Source organism: Photobacterium leiognathi (assembly GCF_030685535.1).
GTDB classification, from domain to species: Bacteria; Pseudomonadota; Gammaproteobacteria; order Enterobacterales; family Vibrionaceae; genus Photobacterium; species Photobacterium leiognathi.
Genome location: NZ_CP131601.1, coordinates 2,907,131 through 2,928,344 on the forward strand (window position 1 = coordinate 2,907,131; position 21,214 = coordinate 2,928,344).

The 21,214-nt window shown below is 42.4% G+C and carries 19 protein-coding genes and 1 pseudogene; 8 read left to right on the forward strand and 12 right to left on the reverse strand.

Annotated features, from left to right (window positions below; all coding sequences use genetic code 11):
* Position 1: 1 nt before the first annotated feature.
* The 6 genes from Q7674_RS20075 to rplU all read right to left on the reverse strand — a co-directional run bounded on the left by Q7674_RS20075 (position 2) and on the right by rplU (position 4,242).
* Entirely contained in the window at positions 2-478 is a 477-nt protein-coding gene (locus Q7674_RS20075; protein ID WP_008989834.1) for a threonine/serine exporter family protein, read from the reverse strand.
* Entirely contained in the window at positions 475-1,266 is a 792-nt protein-coding gene (locus tag Q7674_RS20080; protein WP_045063606.1) for a threonine/serine exporter family protein, read from the reverse strand. The genes Q7674_RS20075 and Q7674_RS20080 overlap by 4 nt, the downstream gene beginning before the upstream one ends.
* 140 nt (positions 1,267-1,406) lie before the next feature.
* Positions 1,407-2,579 (reverse strand): Obg family GTPase CgtA, encoded by a 1,173-nt coding sequence (gene cgtA / locus Q7674_RS20085; RefSeq protein ID WP_008989836.1) that lies wholly within the window; start codon positions 2,577-2,579, stop codon positions 1,407-1,409.
* An 82-nt stretch (positions 2,580-2,661) separates the two neighbouring features.
* A complete protein-coding gene (locus tag Q7674_RS20090) occupies positions 2,662-3,588 on the reverse strand; it encodes a DMT family transporter (protein WP_305423203.1) in 927 nt (308 codons plus the stop codon).
* A gap of 66 nt (positions 3,589-3,654) precedes the next feature.
* Positions 3,655-3,912 carry a 50S ribosomal protein L27 gene (gene rpmA, locus Q7674_RS20095; protein WP_005369901.1) on the reverse strand — a complete coding sequence of 86 codons (258 nt, stop codon included), beginning with the start codon at positions 3,910-3,912 and terminating at the stop codon, positions 3,655-3,657.
* 18 nt (positions 3,913-3,930) lie between these two features.
* Positions 3,931-4,242: a 50S ribosomal protein L21 gene (gene rplU, locus Q7674_RS20100; protein ID WP_008989838.1), complete on the reverse strand. Its 312-nt coding sequence runs from the start codon at positions 4,240-4,242 to the stop codon at positions 3,931-3,933.
* A 277-nt stretch (positions 4,243-4,519) separates the two neighbouring features.
* Between rplU and ispB the strand changes: the two genes are divergently transcribed.
* Both ispB and Q7674_RS20110 read left to right on the forward strand, forming a co-directional pair.
* Entirely contained in the window at positions 4,520-5,491 is a 972-nt protein-coding gene (ispB, locus tag Q7674_RS20105; protein WP_023932282.1) for an octaprenyl diphosphate synthase, read from the forward strand.
* 124 nt (positions 5,492-5,615) lie between these two features.
* Complete coding sequence (locus Q7674_RS20110) at positions 5,616-5,807, forward strand: hypothetical protein (RefSeq protein WP_008989841.1); 192 nt, start codon at positions 5,616-5,618, stop codon at positions 5,805-5,807.
* 73 nt (positions 5,808-5,880) lie between these two features.
* Here Q7674_RS20110 and mdh read toward each other — a convergent pair whose 3' ends face one another.
* Positions 5,881-6,819, reverse strand: a complete 939-nt coding sequence (gene mdh, locus Q7674_RS20115; protein ID WP_045063510.1) for a malate dehydrogenase — start codon at positions 6,817-6,819, stop codon at positions 5,881-5,883.
* Between the two features lie 392 nt (positions 6,820-7,211).
* Here mdh and argR point away from each other — a divergent pair, with 392 nt between their 5' ends.
* The 3 genes from argR to Q7674_RS20130 all read left to right on the forward strand — a co-directional run bounded on the left by argR (position 7,212) and on the right by Q7674_RS20130 (position 10,437).
* The gene (argR, locus tag Q7674_RS20120) at positions 7,212-7,682 is read left to right on the forward strand and encodes a transcriptional regulator ArgR (RefSeq protein ID WP_008989843.1); all 471 of its coding nucleotides are present in this window, start codon (positions 7,212-7,214) and stop codon (positions 7,680-7,682) included.
* 261 nt (positions 7,683-7,943) lie between these two features.
* On the forward strand, positions 7,944-8,927 hold the full coding sequence (locus tag Q7674_RS20125; protein WP_045063509.1) for a TAXI family TRAP transporter solute-binding subunit: 984 nt from the start codon (positions 7,944-7,946) through the stop codon (positions 8,925-8,927).
* Positions 8,928-9,048: 121 nt separating this feature from the next.
* Positions 9,049-10,437: an IS4 family transposase gene (locus tag Q7674_RS20130; RefSeq protein ID WP_305424172.1), complete on the forward strand. Its 1,389-nt coding sequence runs from the start codon at positions 9,049-9,051 to the stop codon at positions 10,435-10,437.
* A gap of 44 nt (positions 10,438-10,481) precedes the next feature.
* Here the strand turns inward: Q7674_RS20130 and Q7674_RS20135 are convergent, their stop codons facing one another.
* Positions 10,482-11,096 carry a flavin prenyltransferase UbiX gene (locus Q7674_RS20135; RefSeq protein ID WP_008989845.1) on the reverse strand — a complete coding sequence of 205 codons (615 nt, stop codon included), beginning with the start codon at positions 11,094-11,096 and terminating at the stop codon, positions 10,482-10,484.
* Between the two features lie 13 nt (positions 11,097-11,109).
* Positions 11,110-12,462 (reverse strand): UDP-N-acetylmuramate:L-alanyl-gamma-D-glutamyl-meso-diaminopimelate ligase, encoded by a 1,353-nt coding sequence (gene mpl, locus Q7674_RS20140; RefSeq protein ID WP_045066263.1) that lies wholly within the window; start codon positions 12,460-12,462, stop codon positions 11,110-11,112.
* Between the two features lie 199 nt (positions 12,463-12,661).
* Here mpl and fbp point away from each other — a divergent pair, with 199 nt between their 5' ends.
* The 3 genes from fbp (at position 12,662) to Q7674_RS20155 (ending at position 14,735) form a co-directional block, all read left to right on the forward strand.
* A complete protein-coding gene (gene fbp / locus Q7674_RS20145; RefSeq protein WP_045066265.1) occupies positions 12,662-13,675 on the forward strand; it encodes a class 1 fructose-bisphosphatase in 1,014 nt (337 codons plus the stop codon).
* Positions 13,676-13,805: 130 nt separating this feature from the next.
* The gene (ppa, locus tag Q7674_RS20150; protein WP_008989848.1) at positions 13,806-14,336 is read left to right on the forward strand and encodes an inorganic diphosphatase; all 531 of its coding nucleotides are present in this window, start codon (positions 13,806-13,808) and stop codon (positions 14,334-14,336) included.
* Positions 14,337-14,369: 33 nt separating this feature from the next.
* Positions 14,370-14,735, forward strand: coding sequence for a rhodanese-like domain-containing protein (locus Q7674_RS20155; RefSeq protein ID WP_237156809.1), 366 nt, complete (start codon positions 14,370-14,372; stop codon positions 14,733-14,735).
* An 85-nt stretch (positions 14,736-14,820) separates the two neighbouring features.
* On the opposite strand, the pseudogene tamB reads toward Q7674_RS20155, so the two are convergent.
* The 3 genes and pseudogenes from tamB to Q7674_RS20170 all read right to left on the reverse strand — a co-directional run bounded on the left by tamB (position 14,821) and on the right by Q7674_RS20170 (position 21,029).
* Positions 14,821-18,576, reverse strand: a pseudogene (gene tamB, locus Q7674_RS20160) (autotransporter assembly complex protein TamB).
* The gene (gene tamA / locus Q7674_RS20165; RefSeq protein ID WP_045066270.1) at positions 18,573-20,300 is read right to left on the reverse strand and encodes an autotransporter assembly complex protein TamA; all 1,728 of its coding nucleotides are present in this window, start codon (positions 20,298-20,300) and stop codon (positions 18,573-18,575) included. The pseudogene tamB and the gene tamA overlap by 4 nt, the downstream one beginning before the upstream one ends.
* A gap of 522 nt (positions 20,301-20,822) precedes the next feature.
* A complete protein-coding gene (locus tag Q7674_RS20170; protein WP_023932289.1) occupies positions 20,823-21,029 on the reverse strand; it encodes a DUF1107 domain-containing protein in 207 nt (68 codons plus the stop codon).
* Positions 21,030-21,214: the final 185 nt, after the last annotated feature.

The following is a 21,214-nucleotide window of genomic DNA, read 5'->3' on the forward strand; positions in this document are numbered from 1 at the left end:
GTTATACCACAGGACGACGTCGATAGAACAATAATCCCGGCATCGCTAAACCAATCGCTAATGCCGCAACAATAAAGATCGCTTTTAATACGTTCTCAATCATCAATCCCCATAATTCCATCGAAAAGCCGCGGTGATTGATCTCGACTATCGCAATCATTGCCTTATAAGCAAACACGCCGGGTACCATAGGGATCATCGCAGCGACCGTAAACACTTTAGGGTGAGCTAAAAAGCGATGTGACCAATGCACACCAATCATTCCCACCACAGTAGCAGCGGCAAGTGTTGCCCATTCAATCGGCATCCCCCAATGCATTAAAAGAAAGCGAGTGCCATGTCCTAATCCGCCACCGATAGCACAGTACTTCAGCGCTTTTGGCGGTACATTGAACACTAATGCAAAGCCAACCGCAGGGATCATCGCAAATAACATATCATTACCAAGCGCGATCAGAAGCTCCAACAACGCATTCATAATAACCACCCCCACACATTCAGTACGTTCATCGCAGCAACAATACCAATGCAAGTGGCAAGCGTCAGTAAACTCGCCATCGTCCATCGTGCTAAGCCCATTGATGGATACCCTTTCACCATATCAGCGACCGCATTAATTAAAGGAAAACCCGGTACGAGCATTAAAACGGAAGACGCCATGGCGATAAAAGGCTTATCGCCTATTTGGTACACCTGAGCAAATCCTGAAATAAGCGTGGTGACAAATGCGGTGAAAGCAAAGTTTATCAAAGGGTTGAAATGACAATGGGCAATTTCTTGACGGACAAACATACCAATAGAAGAGGCAATAAAGGTAACAAAGAAAACAGGCCAATCGCCACCTGCTAAGCGACTAAATGAAGCACAAGAAAGGCCGATCATGATGATCACTAATAAACGAGGATAACGTGGAGGCTGAATTAGCTCGAGTTTGTTATGAACATCTCTAAGATCCATTAATCCACGTTCAGTCAAAATGCAGATCCGTTGGATCTCAGTGACAATCTGCATGTTGATCCCACCGTCTCGGCATTGGCGAGTGGTGGTAATGCAGCTTCCCATGTGACGAGTGCTAATCACCATTGAACTAGCAGATAGCGATACCTCAACACTTTCTACCCCTAATGCCAGCCCTAAACGTCGTGTTACGTCCATTACCAAAGCGCTTTCTGCGCCATGCTGTAATAGACGCTGACCAGCCGATATGGCTAATCGTGTAATTTCTCTTTGCTCAGGCTCCGAAAGTGGGACTATTTCACGCTCCATGTAGCTTGTCATGCCTCATCCATAATGATTGGTTACTTTTCGTACCACTAAGCATATCGGATTAGATCACACTTTATTTTGATAAGGCACAAAAAAAGCCGTACCTCTCAGTACGGCTTTTTCGACACAATCAAATCAGATTATGGCTTGTAGATGATTTCAACATCGTAATCATCTTCATTCCAATCATCCCAATCATCATCGTCGTCATCATCTTGCGCTTTCTTAAGCTGCTCTGCGTGGTAGTCATCCCACTTAAAGTCAACTTTATCTTCTTTCGTTTCTTCTTCAACGTACGCTTCGCGAGGCAATGCTTCAATTGCTTCCATCAGATCGTAGGTAAGCTCTTTCGTGCCCATACGATTAAGTGCAGAAATGCTGTAATACTTATCTTCCCAAGCAAGGGCTTCGAGTACTTCAGTCATTTTCTCTTGCGCTTCTTCTTCATCAAGCAGATCAGCTTTGTTGAAGACAATCCAACGCGGCTTATTACCAAGCTTATCGCTGTATTGCTCAAGTTCGTTGATAATTGTAAATGCGTTTTCTACTGGATCAGAGCCATCCACAGGAAGTAGATCGATCATGTGAAGTAGTACACGACAACGCTCTAAGTGCTTAAGGAAACGAATACCTAAGCCAGCACCATCAGCAGCACCTTCAATTAGACCCGGAATATCAGCAACCACGAAATTACGGTCTGAATCCACACGTACCACACCTAGGCTTGGTACTAGGGTTGTAAACGGGTAATCAGCCACTTTTGGCTTAGCCGCTGATACAGCACGAATGAAAGTGGATTTACCCGCATTCGGTAAACCAAGCATACCTACGTCCGCTAATAGTAATAGCTCGAGACGAAGGTGACGAACTTCACCCGCACTACCCATGGTCTTTTGACGAGGCGCGCGGTTTACAGATGATTTAAAGCGAGTGTTACCAAGGCCGTGGAAACCACCTTTAGCCACCATCACTTTCATGCCGTGCTCAGTCAGATCGGCAATCACTTCACCTGTATCTTCATCAACAGCACGTGTACCTACAGGCACAGTTAGCACCTTATCGGCACCACGTTTACCTGTACAGTTACCACCACGACCGTTCTCACCACGCTCAGCAGCATGGAAACGTTCAAAACGGTAATCAATCAGCGTATTAAAGTTTTCATCAGCTAGTAGGTAAACGTCACCGCCGTCACCACCGTCACCACCGTCAGGACCGCCTTTCGGGATATACTTTTCAGTACGAAAACTTACTACGCCGTTACCACCGTCACCGGCATCAACTTTGATAACTGCTTCATCTATAAACTTCATTCTTTTCTCCGCACTCTGGCGTTTAACATACGATCATGATCACCAATGCATCATGATGTAGTAATACTTGTCATCGACCTGATTATTTGTGCTGGCGAATAAATTTATGGCCTATAGCACAGCATATCGCACCGCTTACCACTACCATTGCTCCGAGGTAACCCCAGATATTCAGCGTCACCGCTGCAACATATTGTGGACAAGCAAGGCTGGCGAGATCGACAAATAATATAGTAAACAAAGGAGTCAGCGTGATCACTGCACTCACTTGCGAGGCTTGCCAACGTGACATTGCTTCAGCAAAGGCACCATAGCCAACAAGCGTATTAATACAACAGAACATCAACATCGCAAGTTGACGATCATCCATTGCAAAGATCTGTTCAGGTTGTGCCATCGGCGTTAAGATCAAGGCACAGATCACATAGATCATCAGCAAAATTTGTGCTGATGTAAACTGCCTTAATAACCACTTCTGTGCAAGGCCATATACCACCCACACAACAGCAGCCGCCACAGCTAAACTCACACCTAGAGTATAACCAGAAAAACTGGTAAACAACTCAATTAAGCGTTCGTTAAAAAACAATAAAAGGCCGCCAAGTAAACAACTCACACCAATGATCTGATGTTTGGCGAGCTTTTCTTTAAACACCCATGCACTGGTCACCAACAGCCCCACAGGCGCTAATTGGATAATGACTTGTACAACAGGTGGATTAAGGTATTGCAACGAGCGATTAAATAGAACGAAATTACCTGCAAGCCCCAAGCTTGCAACCAGTAATATCAATCCACCTACTCGTCCAATATTTGACACGCTTGGTAACTGTTTTTTCCAGCCTAACAGTAGGCCTAAGCCCACAGAGGCAGTAATAAATCGATACCAAACGATGGTAAAAGGGTCCATTACTTCAACAGCTTGCTTCATCGCAATTGGTAACGCGCCCCAAAAGACTGCCGTTGTTAATGCGAGGAAAAAGCCGATCATAGGGCCACGATCGCGCATAAACCCTCCAGATATAAAAAGCCCCGCCAATAGGCAGGGCTTTAATCTTCGTGTCAAAGTTGAATATTATTCAGCTTCGATAGATACGAATTTACGGTTCTTAGGACCTTTAACTTCGAACTTCACTTTACCGTCAGATAGAGCGAATAGAGTGTGGTCTTTACCTAGGCCAACATTGTTACCAGCGTGGAACTTAGTACCACGTTGACGAACGATGATGTTACCTGCTAGTACAGATTCGCCACCAAAACGCTTAACACCTAGGCGTTTGCTTTCTGAATCGCGACCGTTGTTAGTAGAACCGCCAGCTTTTTTGTGTGCCATCTTTAAATTCTCCTGTTATTAAGCGCTGATGCCAGTAATTTTGACTTCAGTGAACCACTGACGGTGGCCCATTTGCTTACGAGAGTGCTTACGACGACGGAACTTAACGATTTTAACTTTATCGCCACGACCGTGAGTAACAACTTCAGCAGTTACTTTACCGCCAGCTACAAAAGGTGCGCCTACAGTAACTTCTTCGCCGTTAGCTACTAGAAGTACTGAGTCGAATTCAATGCTAGCGCCAGTTTCAGCGTCTAGTTTTTCTAAGCGTAAGGTTTGGCCTTCGCTTACACGGTGTTGTTTACCACCACTTTGGAAAACAGCGTACATGTCTTACTCCGCTTGTCCGCATAGGCCATATGCCACGTATATTGGGCTATGGGTATGCGCTTAATCTTGTCATCAATAGGGCGCAGATTCTACGTAAAAATAAGGCTTATGGCAAGCCATTATGGAAAGAAAATTGATGAAAAGCTGCTCAACAAAAAAAGTCTTTGAAATAGCGCACGTTGGGGTTATGAAGATAGGGCTGTTTTAGTGTAAGATTCGATTAATCATTCGAATCACTTTTCCGCCCTACGTGGCTAACAATCTTGCTGGATGTACAATGGATTTTAAAGCTATCCAAGCGCTCACCGCCAACGATATGGCCCAGGTCGACGCGAAGATACAAGCGCAACTTAACTCTGATGTTGCTCTTATCAATCAACTAGGTTTCTACATTGTCAGTAGTGGTGGCAAACGCCTACGCCCAATGCTAGCTGTACTTGCAGCTCGTGCATTAGGTTACGATGGTGAAAAACATACAACTGCAGCCGCTTTTGTTGAATTTATTCACACCGCAACATTATTGCACGATGATGTGGTTGATGAATCAGACATGCGTCGTGGAAAAGAAACCGCCAATGCTGCCTTTGGCAATGCTGCTAGCGTACTGGTTGGTGACTATATTTATACTCGCTCATTCCAAATGATGACAAGCCTACGATCTTTAAAGATCCTCGACATCATGAGTGAAGCTACCAACGTGATCGCAGAAGGTGAAGTATTACAGTTAATGAACTGTAACGATCCTGACACGACAGAAGATAGCTACATGCAAGTTATCTACTCAAAAACAGCACGTTTATTTGAAGCATCGACTCAAATCGCAGCAATTATTGCAGATGCTCCAGCTGAAATCGAACTTGCCTTCCAAGAGTACGGTCGTTACTTAGGTACAGCATTCCAACTTATCGATGATGTACTTGACTATATTGCTGATGGTAAAGAAATGGGCAAAAACGTGGGTGATGATTTAGCAGAAGGTAAACCGACGCTACCATTGCTTCATGCGATGCACCACGGTAATGCTGAACAAGCAGCGATGATCCGAGAAGCGATTGAGAAAGCCAACGGCATGGAGAAACTAGATGCTATTCTAGCTTGCATGCATGAACATGGCTCACTGGAATACACTCAAAAACGTGCAGAAGAAGAAGCAGAGAAAGCCATTGCAGCCTTAGCGCCTATTGCTGACTCTGACTATAAAGAAGCATTAATTGCACTGGCTCATATGGCGGTACAACGCAATAAATAAGCTTTCACTTCACAACGAAAAGACCTGCTATTTTGGCAGGTTTTTTTATACCTCACATCAGACGATCATGATGATCTATACTTTAAATCAACCTATTTCTTTTGCTTATTAGTAGGAGTGAATCATGGAAATAACCCAATTAAAGGTTGGTATGTGGGTAGAATCGTTTCATGGGGTGGGTAAAGTGATCGGTATTGATCAACAAAACAATGCCGTGATCATTGAGCACAAAGATGATCATCAACTGCGATCTGTGGAATGCAATGAACTCGTTGATCAGCCACAATTACATACTGGTTGTGATCGATACTATTAAGACGGTAAAACGGCGTAGTTAGGTAATAAAAAAGCGACTTATGAAGCCGCTTTTTCTCTTTTATTTATCGCAATTACTTCGCTGCGAACTCTTCACCTAGCGTAATATCGCCTTTTAGCGTCTCTAGCATGCTCTCCATTGCAGATTGCTCAAAGTCACTTAATGAACCGTAGTCCATGACTTCTTCCACGCCTTCTTTACCTAGAAGCACAGGCTGTGCAAAGAAACGGGCATACTTACCATCACCTTCAACATAAGCACATTCGACAATACCTTGCTCACCTTGCAGCGCACGAACAAGTGCAAGACCAAAGCGACATGCCGCCTGACCCATAGAAAGTGTTGCAGAACCACCACCAGCTTTAGCTTCAACCACTTCAGTACCCGCATTTTGGATACGTGGTGTCAGTGCTTTGATTTCTTCTTCAGTAAACTCAACACCTTCAACCTGTGATAATAGAGGCAAGATAGTAACGCCTGAGTGACCGCCAATAACAGGAACACGAATATCACAAGGTGCTTTATCTTTTAGCTCAGCAACAAACGTTTCAGAACGGATCACATCAAGCGTTGTAATACCGAACAGTTTACGTTTGTTATAAACGCCAGCTTTCTTTAATACATCTGCCGCGATTGGCACTGTTGTATTAACAGGGTTAGTGATAATACCTACGCAAGCTTCTGGACACACTACTGCAATTTTTTCTGCTAATGATTTAACGATACCTGCGTTTACGTTAAACAGATCCGCACGATCCATACCTGGTTTACGTGCAACACCTGCAGAAATAAGGACAACATCAGCCCCTTCTAATGCTGGTGTTGGATCTTCACCTGCATAGCCTTTGATAGTAACAGGGGTTGGGATATGGCTAAGATCTGCAGCAACACCCGGCGTAACCGGTGCAATGTCATACAGGGCAAGATCTGAGCCAGCAGGTAGACGGTTTTTAAGTAGCAGAGCAAGTGCTTGACCGATACCACCAGCAGCGCCAATTACAGCAACTTTCATGTTCGTTCTCCTTTACGATAGAAGTATCTTTTTTTATTAGTACATCTTATTTGAATACCACTTTTAATGACCAAATAAGAAGATTAATGGGACGTTATAGCAAGCTGATAACAAATACAATCGCCAGCCTCGCGCTTTGCGAAGTTGCGCAGAAACCCATTTTATTGACCTATAATCTCACACTCAGAAAACACTTTTATTCAAACAAATGAGAATTTAATCAAATAGCAGTTTATGTTATTCAATAAAAACAATAACAAAGATTGTTTTACGCTTTATGCATATTGCTTACCTCTGATAATGCAAAAATCAGATTTCATGCAGTTTGTTTGCTAGTTAGTGATAGGTTATGCAAAAATACCTTACCTCGTCCCTGTAGATAATATTTATTTATGCGAAATTCAGATAAACAAGAGCGCTTAGTAAAAGCGTTTAAAGCAATTCTAAAGGAAGAAAAATTTAGCTCTCAAGGTGAGATCGTTGACACCTTGAAGGCTCAGGGTTTCGATAATATCAACCAATCTAAAGTGTCTCGTATGCTAACCAAATTTGGTGCGGTACGTACACGTAATGCAAAAATGGAAATGGTGTATTGTCTACCTGTTGAGTTAGGCGTCCCAACTACAACAAGTCCATTAAAAGATCTTGTGATGGATGTTGGCTATAACAGCGCATTAGTGGTTATTCACACAGGTCCTGGAGCCGCTCAAGTGATCGCTCGTCTATTAGATTCACTTGGTAAAGCTGAAGGTATCCTTGGTGTAGTTGCTGGTGACGATACAATCTTTATCACCCCAACTAATACAGTAACGACACTTGAATTATACGATTCTGTGTGTGAGCTGTTTGAATACAGTAAGTAAGTTGTTTGGGTCTATTTAATTTCACAACTAAGAGAAATATCAAATAGACCCGGCAACCTCCAGTAGCATATTCCTCATTTTCTTACCTACGAATCTCCTAACCTTTCGCGATTTTCATCTTATTCTTCTGTGAATTGGGCGTTCGCGCACAAACAAAAACCGAGTCTCTCAACCTCATTTGCTATGATGAACATTCGATTTATCCATTAATACGCTCTTACTTCATATTTTACTCATTGCATGATTAGAAAGGATTCGTTCATGACATTAAGAAAAAGAGTAATGCTTAGGCTGTTAACACTCGCTTGGTGCAGTGTTATAACCACCGCCTATGCACAAAGCTTTATCACTATCGGGACTGGCCCTATTAATGGCGTTTACTACCCGACAGGTGGTGCCATCTGTAAGCTCGTCAATCAAGAGCGCCAACAACACAATTTACGTTGTTTGGTCGAATCGACAACAGGATCGATATACAACATCAACAAACTTAAAGATCAAGAATTTGACTTTGGGATCGTGCAATCTGATTGGCAATTTCATGGCTATAACGGCACCAATCAATTTAGCTCTCAAGGCCCATATAATAAAATGCGTGCGATCCTGTCGCTGCATGATGAGCCTTTTAATATCATTGTCCGTAAAGACGCTGGTATTAATAACTTAGAAGATCTGAAAGGCAAAAGGATCAATATTGGTGAAACAGGATCCGGCGATAGGGCTACCATGAAAATCGTCATGGATAGTCTCGGATGGGATCATAATGATTTTCAACATGTCTCCATTCCACCAGCAGAACGTTCAGAAGCATTATGTAATAACAAAATAGATGCTTATATCTTTTTGGTTGGTCATCCTAATGGCGCAATAAAAGAAGCTGCGGTGTACTGTAATGCGAAAATGATCTCAGCAAAGGGAAAAAATATCGAGAAAATCATTTCAACGCACCCTTTCTACGCCAAATCCATTACCCCTAATGGAATTTATAAAGGGATCAACAAAGATATTGAAAGCTTTGGTGTTTCAGCCACCCTAATCTCAAGCACAGATGTCTCAGACGAAACAGTTTACGCTCTCACAAAATCTATCTTTGAAAACTTTGATACCTTTAAACGTCTTCATCCCGCGTTTGCGAATTTAAACAAAACCGATATGCTAAAAAATGGTTTATCTATTCCCTTTCACTCCGGTGCGGTTCGCTATTATCAAGAAGCAGGCTATCTGCAAGTAAATGAGCAGTATTAAAAAAGCCCGCACAATTGCCTGTCTCTTATACACAAATCCCTAAGCCAATGCTTGGGGATTTTTTTGAACTAATTTTATGTTTCATGATCTGATCATCTAAGCAATGATAAGGATGATTATGATGACCTATATAGAACCAACGCTTTGGGCTCAAAAACAATTCGGTCAAGCCGATCTTAATGACCCAAGACGCACTCAAAGACTCGTTGCTCTAGCTACCTCTCTGGCTGAACAACCTGGTATCCCTATCTCAAAACTCATCATCTCCCCAGCCGATATGGAAGGGGCTTATCGCTTTATTCATAATGACCAAATCAAAGCAGAAGATATTGCAGAAGCTGGATTCTATGTCACAGCACAAGAAGCTTTTGAACAACAAACACTGCTTGCATTGGAAGATACCACTTCTCTAAGTTACTCACATCACAGCATACAAGATACACTCGGGCATTCCAATCAAGGTAATCGACACCGAGCAATGTTCGTTCATTCAACGTTGCTTTTTGCTCCCGAAACTCACACTGTAGTTGGTTTAATCGAACAACAACGCTGGACCCGAGATATTGAAAAACGTGGTCAAAGACACCAGCACGCAACTCGACCATACAAAGAAAAAGAAAGTTATAAATGGGAACAAGCATCTCGCCATGTTGCAGAGCGACTAGGCGAGAAAATGTCAGAGGTTATTTCTGTATGTGATAGAGAAGCCGATTTATTCGAGTACCTCACTTACAAGCACGAGCAACAACAACGATTTATCGTTCGCTCAATGCAAAGTCGCTGTATCGAGGAGCATGATAATCGTCTTTATGACTACGCTTCCAAGTTGTTATCAGCAGGAAGCAAAGAGCTAAAAATACCGCAAAAAGGCGGTCGTAAGTCTCGCACGGCTCATCTAGACATCAAATATGCTCCCGTGACACTTAAGTCTCCCGCTAATAAAAAAGAGTTCGATAATATCTCTCTCTACTATGTTGGATGTATAGAGCAAGGTGAGAGTGACGACAAGCTCGCATGGCATTTACTGACATCAGAGCCTGTAACGAACAAAGAGGAAGCACTTAACATCGTCAGTTATTATGAGCGTCGTTGGCTGATAGAAGATTTTCACAAGGCTTGGAAAAGTGAAGGCACGCAAGTTGAACAACTGAGAATGCAAAGTAAAGATAACTTAGAAAGGCTCAGTGTTATTTTGGCATTTATTGCTACTCGTTTACTCCAGTTAAGATTTATGAACGAATCTAAAGAGTTATCTAGTAGTTGTTGTGAACGGGTGTTAAAAGGTAAAGCGTGGAAGCTTATGTGGTTAAAATTGGAGAAGAAAAAACTGCCCAAAGAAGCACCAAATATATCGTGGGCTTACAAAAGTATTGCACGGTTAGGTGGTTGGAAAGATACCAAGCGGACGGGTCGCGCTTCTGTAAAGACATTATGGCAAGGATGGTTTAGGTTACAAACCATCCTTGAAGGATATGAATTAGCTAAGTATCTTGAACACAATGACTTGTGATCAAGAGACAGGCACAATTGCGGGCTTTATTTATGCTTAAGCTATTAGCGTTGATCGTATCCCCATCGAGGAACGAGACCTTGCTCCACACCAAGGTGATCGAGAATTCGAGCCACCATAAAATCAATCAAATCATCAATTGACTGAGGTTGGTGATAAAAACCGGGAGCAGCAGGCATTACCGTCACGCCGAGCTTTGATAATTTCAGCATATTTTCTAAATGGATCGTGGAAAATGGTGTTTCACGTACCACCAGCAATAACTGGCCTCGCTCTTTGATCACCACATCTGCAGCACGCTCAATCAGATTATCAGACATCCCATAAGCAATAGATGCTAATGATCCTGCCGAGCATGGACAAACAACCATTTGTTTCGGAGCTGCCGAGCCAGATGCCACAGGTGAGAACCAGTCATCTTTACCGCAAACAATCAGTTTGTCAGCATCACAATGAAGATGCTCCACCAGTTGTTCACGCGCTTTATCTGGCGATGCCGATAACTTCAAACCATGCTCTGTTGCTAAAACCACACGTGCAGCCGATGAAATCAGTAAGTACACCTGATAATTAGCTGCCAATAAACATTCTAACAGTCGCAGCCCATAAGGAGCACCCGATGCGCCAGTCCATGCAAGCGTTATACGCTTATCCGTCATTCCCATTTCCTACTTACTTTGCTAATGCGGTTAATAGCTTGTCATGAATACCGCCAAAGCCACCGTTACTCATCACTAAAATGGTATCGCCTGGCTTTGCTTGCTCCACAATACGCTTAACCAGTTCATCAAGATCACCACTGCAATAGGCAGGTTGAGAACATTGCTGTGCGATCTCTTCTACCGACCATGGAATATTGGGTGGTTGGAAGAAGAACACTTCATCAGCCGCATGTAACGATGGTGCAAGATCGTCTTTGTGAACACCCAGTTTCATGGTGTTTGAACGTGGCTCTAACACCGCAAGAATACGTGAATCACCGACTTTCGCGCGTAAACCACCAAGAGTGAGTTCAATTGCCGTTGGGTGATGAGCAAAGTCGTCATAAACCGCAACGCCATTTTCTTCGCCTTTTAGCTCTAAGCGACGCTTGGTATTAATAAATTTCGCTAATGCTTCACAAGCTAGATCTGGTGTGACGCCGACATGACGCGCAGCAGCTATCGCCATCAATGCATTATTAACATTATGATCGCCAACTAAAGACCAGCGTACCGTGCCAACATTATCGCCATCAAGATACACATCAAACACACTTCCATCTTCACGGTGTTTTTCTGCGCGCCAGTGACCATCACCACCGATATATTCCAACTCGCTCCAACAGCCCATTTCCAAGGTTTCATCGATATTCTTCACCCCTTTTGGCGCTAAAATACGACCATTACCAGGTACAGTACGAACAAGGTGGTGGAACTGACGTTGGATCGCTTTTAGATCGTCAAAAATATCAGCGTGATCAAATTCCAAGTTATTCATGATCAAAGTACGAGGGTGGTAGTGAACAAACTTCGAACGCTTATCAAAAAAAGCACTGTCATATTCATCCGCTTCAACCACGAAGAACATGCTCTCACCTAGGCGTGCTGAAATACCAAAGTTACCTAAAACACCACCGACTAAAAAGCCTGGTTGATAACCACAATCTTCTAAGATCCAAGCCAACATACTAGCTGTGGTAGTTTTACCGTGAGTACCTGATACCGCCATTACCCAGCGATCATGTAATAAATATTCTTGTAGCCACTGTGGGCCTGAGGTGTAGCGTAAATTGTTATTTAATACGTATTCAACGCAAGGGTTACCACGACTCATGGCATTACCGATCACGACAAGATCAGGCGCTGGATCTAACTGAGCAGGATCGTACCCTTGAATAATTTCAATGCCTTGAGCTTCTAACATGGTGCTCATTGGCGGATAAACATTAGCGTCAGAACCAGTGACTGTGTGACCTAGCTGTCTTGCAAGCATTGCAGCACCGCCCATGAATGTACCGCAAATACCGAGAATATGAATGTGCATTACTGCTAGCTCCGTGATTAATTCGGCTCTTTTCACGCTTTCGCGTTACTTCGTTACCATAAAAAAGATCTTTATATACAATTCTTTATATAACAAAAAATACAGTTAAGCACTCGCCTTCGTCCCTAATAAGGAGGCCTAGCGCTATATTGTACTCTCTTCACCCGATGATATGACAACAAGATGCAAGGATTGTTTTATGGCAAATATTAGAACGCTTGGTGAATTCATTGTCGAGAAGCAGCATGACTTTCCCCACGCAAGTGGCGAACTATCATCTCTTTTAGGCTCGATCAAACTCGCCGCTAAAATTGTTAATCGTGAAATTAATAAGGCTGGGTTAGTGGATATTACTGGAGCAGCAGGCGATCAAAATATTCAAGGGGAGGATCAACAAAAGCTAGATGTCTATGCCAATGAAAAATTTAAAGCCGCTTTAGAAGCACGGGATCAAGTGTGTGGTATTGCCAGTGAGGAAGAAGATAACGCTGTTGGCTTTAATAAACCGCTAAACCTCAACGCCAAATACGTTGTGCTAATGGATCCTCTTGATGGTTCATCCAACATTGATGTCAATGTTTCGGTAGGCACCATATTTTCTATTTATCGCAGAATATCGCCTGTTGGTTCACCACCAACAGAAGAAGACTTTCTCCAACCGGGTAGCCAACAAGTCGCCGCAGGCTATGTCATTTATGGCTCTTCAACCATGCTCGTTTACACCACAGGCAACGGCGTTCATGGCTTTACATATGATCCATCCCTTGGCAGCTTTTGTCTCTCCCATGAAAATATGACCATCCCCCAAGACGGCGTGATTTATTCCATCAATGAAGGTAATTACATTCGTTTTCCAATGGGCGTGAAGAAATACATCAAGTTTTGCCAAGAAGCCGTACCTGAAGAAAAACGCCCTTATACCTCACGTTATATTGGCTCCCTTGTTGCTGATTTCCATCGTAACTTACTAAAAGGCGGTATTTACCTCTACCCAAGTACTGCTAGTTACCCTAACGGAAAGCTGCGCCTACTTTATGAATGTAATCCAATGGCATTTCTAATCGAACAGGCTGGCGGTAAAGCAACGGATGGTTTTCAGCGGATCTTAGATATTTCACCAACCGAATTACACCAACGTGTGCCTTTCTTTGTTGGATCCACCAACATGGTTGAGAAAGTCGAAGGTTTCCTTCGTGAATATCCTGATGAGTAAATAGAGGCGATACGTGTCGCGCATTTGATTGTGCGACACCGCAACGACGATGATTTGCTTTTGTTTTTGTTTACAGTCATTATAATTTTAACAAACAACAACATCTCATTAACCTTAGAAGGAATTAGTCATGAGCCTTAATCAGGTCCCTGCTGGCAAGGATATCCCAGAAGATATTTACGTTGTTATTGAAATCCCTGCAAACGCAGATCCGATTAAATACGAAGTAGACAAAGACACTGGTGCAATTTTTGTAGACCGTTTTATGTCTAGCCCAATGTTTTACCCATGTAACTACGGTTATGTAAACAACACCCTATCACTTGATGGTGATCCGGTTGACGTATTAGTCCCAACGCCATTCCCGCTAGTACCAGGTGCTGTGATCCGTTGTCGTCCTGTGGGCGTATTGAAGATGACTGATGAGTCAGGTGAAGATGCGAAAATCGTAGCAGTGCCACACAGCAAGCTAAGTAAAGAATATGATCACATTAATGATGTGAACGATCTTCCTGAACTACTAAAAGCACAAATCACTCACTTCTTCGAGCGTTACAAAGAGCTTGAACCAAACAAGTGGGTAAAAGTAGAAGGTTGGGATAACGCAGAAGCTGCTAAAGCTGAGATCTTGACATCCTTCGAGCGTGCTCAAAAGAAATAACAATGATGTAAATCTATCAATAGCGGTGGAAGTATGATGAAAAAGACACGTAGCTTAACTGCCCTCTTATTTACTCTCTTTCCCGCTATTTCATTTGCTAAATACGTCACACCAGATGAGTTTTGGCAAATCGAAAAAGCTCAACAACCTTTAATAATTGATGTTCGTACTCCTGAAGAGTTCAGCAAAGGTCATCTAGCTAACGCGATCAATATTCCTTTCGATCAAATTACCACAATCGAAAACTATCTCACCGATAAATCAAAACCTATCTTACTGTATTGTCGCTCAGGTCGACGCGCTGAGCTGGCTGAGAACACGCTCTATACTCTTGGCTATAAAGAAACCTTTAACGGTATGAGCTACCAATTATTACAAACAGCGAAACCCAAGGACTAAAAGCATATGTCGATGAGTCAAAATAGATTGACATAAAAAAACCCAACGCTACAGCATTGGGTTTTTGTTTTTCGCATGGTAACGATTAGTCAAATTCAAATTGGTACAGTAAGTCGACCGCCTGATCTAATCCAGACACCGCCTCTACATACAAATTCTTCATTAAACGGTAACGTAGCGTAAATTCATCTACTTGGTTAAAGATACCCACACCATACTTCACCTGAAGACCTGGGGCAATATAGCCACTAATTTGTACCTGTGAATCATCACCAGCACCAGCCGTTGATAAGCTAAGATCTTTAATGCCTACCGCTTCACCAACATCACCAACCAGTTGACCGCTTTGTGCTAGACCCATACCAATTAAGGCTGTTGTCATTGCGCTATTCGAGCCACCATCACCTCCACTGTCAATGTTACGTCCAGTTAGGATATAAGACAGTGCGTTTTGTTGTGGCATTGCAGGATCTGAGAAAATCGTCACTTCAGGCTTATCAGCCGAACCTGTTACTTTCACACCCGCAATTACGTCATCTTCGATATTGTCAGGATCACGGATCGCTTCAATCGATAAGAATGGCTGATCAGCAGGGCCATTAAACAAGATCTGACCTTTACGGATCAGTAGCTCTTGACCTAATGCGCGATAGAACGAACCTTTGGCAATATTCACTTCACCATAAATCATCGGCCCTTTACCGTCTTGGCGAACATTAAGATCACCTAATAGACCAGCTTTCAGACCAAAGGCTGACAATTTAACATCATCACCTACATGCACCATGATATTGGTTGTAATATCAAATGGTACCGATTTCTTCGGCTCTACTGGCTCTAAGTTATCTTTTAAGATCACCTGATCTTTAGATACCGCAATCGCAGATTTTGGTAATTGGTTAACCGTAATACGACCCCACGGGATACCAACTTTACCAGTAATATCCGCTGACTTTGGCGTCGCTTTGATCGTGAGATCTGGCGATACTTTCAAAGACACCATTGGTGGAACACTAACCTGTAGCTCTTTACCATTAATGTTTAGCTCAGTTTTCCAATTAGCCATATCTTGCCAGTCACCCATACCACGTAGCAGTAACTGACCATCAGGGGTATATATATCACCCATCAATGTGGCGTTATAACCCGTAAAGGCTAACTTGATCTCAGCATTCTTAATATCTAATGGTACTTTACGACCTGTTGCCTGTAACTTCGATACTTGAATAGAACCGTTAACTGCAGGGTGCATAATCGGACCCGTGACTTGCAAGTTGGTATCTACTTGACCATTAAACTGATGATAATCTTTTATCACAGGCTCTAAGAACGCCAACATGAAACGATCCAGTTTCACATTCGCATTAATACGCTTATCACCTTGTAAGTTAGTGATCTTCGCATTACCAGATAAATCACCATTATCTTTCACAGCCACTAGCCAGTTAGCATTAAGTACATCGTTTTGCATCTCTGCATTCACGGTCACTTTATCCCAACCTAGGGTTAATGGTTTATCATCCGCAGCTACTTGCTGAGTAAATCGGCCGCTTGGCATCAAAATATCAGCTTTCACGTAAGGTGCCGCTTTTGGTGACCACTTCGCTACAACATTCGCACCAAGCTCGCCTTTCACGCTCATCTCATCAGGAATGAACGGCTTCAATAAATCAAAGTTGAACTGCTTGATTGCCAACTGCGCTTCACCTGATGCACCCGCCGTCAGATCCTGAGTTAAACAGATCCCTGCTTTTCCTTGCTGCCAACAATGCGCACCTACGGTTGCCATGGCTGTTTTAAGATCGTAACGAATTGGTGTTGGGTGATTCAGTACCCACTCTCCAACTGGTGTAGTAAAGTCGCCTTTCTGCAACATACCTTGCCAGCCAGTCTTACGATCTAACTTACCTGTTAGCAATAGCTCTGTACCAACAGGCTCACCTTTGACATTGACTGATAAGCGATGATTTTGCTCGGTACCTGTAAACACCACATTCATATCATCCAGTGTTACCGTATCAAACTTACCTTTCTTCGCCGTGAGGCTTACATCTGCTTTTAACGAAGGCAGTGGTGTCACGTTACCTTTCAGATCAAAAGAAGCAAGGCTTGCTACTTTCTGCCAACCTAGGTTATCACCTGCAAGATCAAGCTTCACATCAGGCTCAGCCATTTTACCCGACAGTTTTACATCACCATTGATGCGGCCATGTAAACCTGCGAGTGATTTCGATAGATCAGGGGCATGAATATCAGCGATTAAATCCCATGTTTTATCTAGCTTACCTTTTGCCACTAAACCATTAGGACCATGCTTTAACGTTAGGCCTTGCGTAGTAAATTTAAGATCTGTGCCTTTACCTGTAGGATCGGAAGCATCCAGTTGACCATGAAGATCTAATGGTTGCTTCATGATTGAACCATTTACCATCAGCTCAGGTAATTTTACAAACCAGCCACCTTTCGCGGTTAAGCCACCAGACGTTGTTAGCTTGCCACTTAAATTACCTTCCGCTTCAGGCCATTGTTTACCCGGTTGAATATTGGTAAATGCCAACTGACCTTGCCAATTAACAAGATCTTTCCAGCTTGCTTTGGCATTACCTTTAATAGAACCACCTAAGGTATCTACATTCAGTGAAGACAAATCAACAGAAGCTAAGTCACCTTTACCTTCTAAGTTGAATTTCACGTTAGGCATCGGCTTACCATCAACGTTACTTTTCGCATTAAATGTGAAGCCTTTTAAACTACCTTTGGCATTAATATCGGTATTCGCGACAGTAAATTCTGCTTTTTTATCAATTGACTACTGTAAGTGCTTACTTGTGACTTTAAGATCAAACGGCAGATTAGGATCTAATGGCAAAAGTTTACCTTTCACTAAAGCGTCCAATTTACCTTTTAACGTCGCATCCAATGCCAATTTTGCCAGTGATCCTGAAGCCTTCAATTTGAGCTTATGACCTTGAACCGGCTTCATCGCGATGTTCGCATCAGCATCAAGGGTTAACGGATAATCACCTTTAAGCTCAACATTTGCTTTAGCATTCAATGTCGCTTGAGGCGCTTTAAGCTCTAGCGTATCAATGGTGACATCACTGTCTTTTGCTTTTGCAATTAACTCGAGTAAAGCGACTTTTTGCGGCGTTTCTCCCGCTAGTTCAAAGTCTTTAATCGTGAATCGCTCAATATCAAACGACATTGGTAACACGACGTCAGGCAATTTAATTGCTTCTGCTTTTTTCGTCGTTTTTGTCTTTGCCGTAGGCTTTTTGTCTTCAGGCTTTGATGGTGCTAAAGACAGTTTAATGCCATCCCAATCCGTTGGCTTCAACGTGACATGGCTACCTTCGAGATCTGCAGCTGTCGAGAAGTGTTTCCACTTCACTTTATTAGCAAGAATGTCTAAATCGATATCATCGAGCGTAACCTTCTCAATATGGATCGGTAACGGCATCGAAATATCAGTAACAGGCTCAGAAGGCTCTTCTGGTTTATCAGAAGATGGTGGAAGTTCTGGCATAGAGAACTTCACCCCTTTTACGCCTAAATCAGATACACAAATCGCTGGCGTTAATAAACAGCTATCATTTAATGTTAAATTCAGCTGATTAACCGCAAGATCGATACTGCCATCTTTATAGCTAACATTCTTAAATTCAAATCCATCAAGCAGAGCACCTTGTGCCTCGCCAATAGATAATGCAGGTAACGCTTTTTGAGCGCCCCATGCGGCAACTTTTATCCCCGCAGGCGTGTAGAGCAAAGCTGCTACCGCAATTACGAGTAAAAGTAATAAAGCGAGTACGCCAAGCGAAATACGCTTAACCCAAATCATAATTCAGGACCTAATGTAAAGTGGAGCTGGAACTTGTCTTTTTCTTTCTTATCAAGTCCCCAAGCAAAATCGAGACGAATTGGACCAACAGGTGATACCCAACGAACTCCTACGCCTGTACCGCGTTTCCAATCTGGTGAATCATTCCATGCCGAGCCATAATCGTAAAAGACTGCACCCCACCAATCACCGTAGACACGGTATTGATATTCAATGCTAGATGTTGCCATATACTGACCACCAATCATGCGCCCTTCACTATTACGAGGAGAAATAGATTGATACCCATAACCACGTACACTGTTATCACCACCAATGAAATAACGCAGTGAAGGTGGAACATCAGTCACATCATCAGCCAGTACCGCACCGCCATCTAAGCGGAAAATACCACGCTGGTTTTCACCAAAACTACGGATCCAGGCACTCTTTGCTTGCAAGCGAACAAAACTGGTATTAGAACCAAGAGACTTATCAGCAAAATCAACCGAGAAGTTATATTTACTGCCTTTAGATGGGAACATGCCACCTACCATGTCACTCTTGCTATAAGAGATCCCTGGCATTAAGACATTAAAAACACCTTTCTCATTATCTTTGCCGCCTTGAGTATAATCTTCCGTCATCCAACGAAGTGATGCCGTACGGTTCCAACCAGAATCTAAACGCCAGTGACGCTCAACGCCGACACCAAACTGAGTACTTACTGTGTCATGGCTATCAACATAACGAATACCACCCACAATTTGGTAGTAGTTATTTAACACATCATCCAATGGGATCTTGTAGGCCGCTTCAACCTTTGGCTCAACCTGAGAGATCTCAGATTTTAAGTAAAAACTATGGCCTTTACTGGTGAACCATGGCTTCTTCCAATTGAACTTCAATCTTGGGCCTAAGTCAGTGGAATAACCGATACCCGTTTCAAATTGATTGCGAACTTGGGGAGTTACGACAACATGAATAGGGATCGCATCATCTTTGCGCTCCTTCACATCGCCACCGACAAAAATAGAAGAAAACCAACCAACGTTAGATAAACGCTCATTGTACTCACCTAATTTTGACGCAAGATAAGGCTCATCTTCGGTATAAGGGATCATCGAACGTAAGCGATTATCATCAATCTGACTACCTTGGAAAGTTGTCTCACCAAAGGTGTAACGATGCCCAGAATTGAAATCGATGGTGACAAACGCTTCATTACGGCTAGGAACAATTTCTAACGTGCTTTTCGTTAGCTCGGCATCAAAGTAACCACGTCGAACTGCAAGGCTAGTTAACGACGATTTAAACGCTTCATATTTGCCCTGATTTAAAGGTTCACCAATGCCCAACCCGCTGTCTTTTACTAACGACATAAAAGCAGGATCATCCTTCGCATCACCAGTAATATTCAAGTTACTCTTGCTAATATGCGTTCGTGGACCTTGATCAACCGTAACCACAATTTTGGTTTTCGAACCGCTGCCTGTTACTTGATAATCATATTTAGGCTGATAGTAACCTAACGCTTGTAGTGCTTGGCTGATCTCATTTAATACCTGCTCTTTAAAACGCAGCGTCGCACTATAATCATCTTTTGATATCGCTGATAAATACGCATCAACGTTATCTTCAACCTTTCCATTAAGCCCTTTCACTTTCAATGAAGAGGCCATAGCTGGGCTAGATAACACCAGAGCAAATGATGTCACTCCCAACCATTTAAAAACTTTATTCATTCTATAATGTTTCTTCGCGAAATTTAGAACTAACCCACAAGATCATTTTGACAAAGCCATTACTAACTTCCAACCTTTGTCTTTTGAAAATTTATGAATATTGATGTCCACAAACATTTATCTAATATTTTTCCAAATATTTATAAAAATTAACAAAAAGAACGCCATTAAAATTGACTAGCGAAGTGGACAAACAAAAACATCTCACTTAACTCAAAATAATCGCACTAACCTACTTCAACAGCAGCGCGCGCGAACGGCATCTATAAATATTGACAGATAAAAGTAAACAACCAGCAATCATTCAAATTGTATCTAACTCAACTCAAACAAATGTAGATCAGTTACCTACTCTTTTTTGAGAAAATCATAACTAAACACAAAGAATGCGACAAAGTCATAATTATTGATGAATAGCATTATTTAGAAGTAGGCATAACATAGCCAGTAAAAGCGTGTTATGAAAGACATATTCAATAAGCATTGCGAAACAGGAAACGTCATTGTTCGTTGTATGTATTTTCACACCACAACCGACAACGTTTGAATTTCTCGATTCACTTCCGTTAATACATTTAATGCTTTGAGATCAGCAGATTTTGGCGGTAATAAACGTCCACTATCAAACTCAAAGCCACCAATACCAACAATAAAAATACGCCCTCGAAAATAGCTTTTTACATAACGTGCAACTTGCAATGGACGATAAGTTTTAAAAATTCTCAGCATATTATCCTCACATAACGGCTTACATAGGTAGACCGTAAAACGTAGGTTTTGTTTCATCCCAACAGTAGTAATGCAAACAATTTGCCAAGCTTTCTCATTTTTCAGATATACGTGAATAGCAACCATTTCGATCGCTACAAAGTTAACAAAAACGCGACGTGGTACAACCAGATCAACGAAGATTA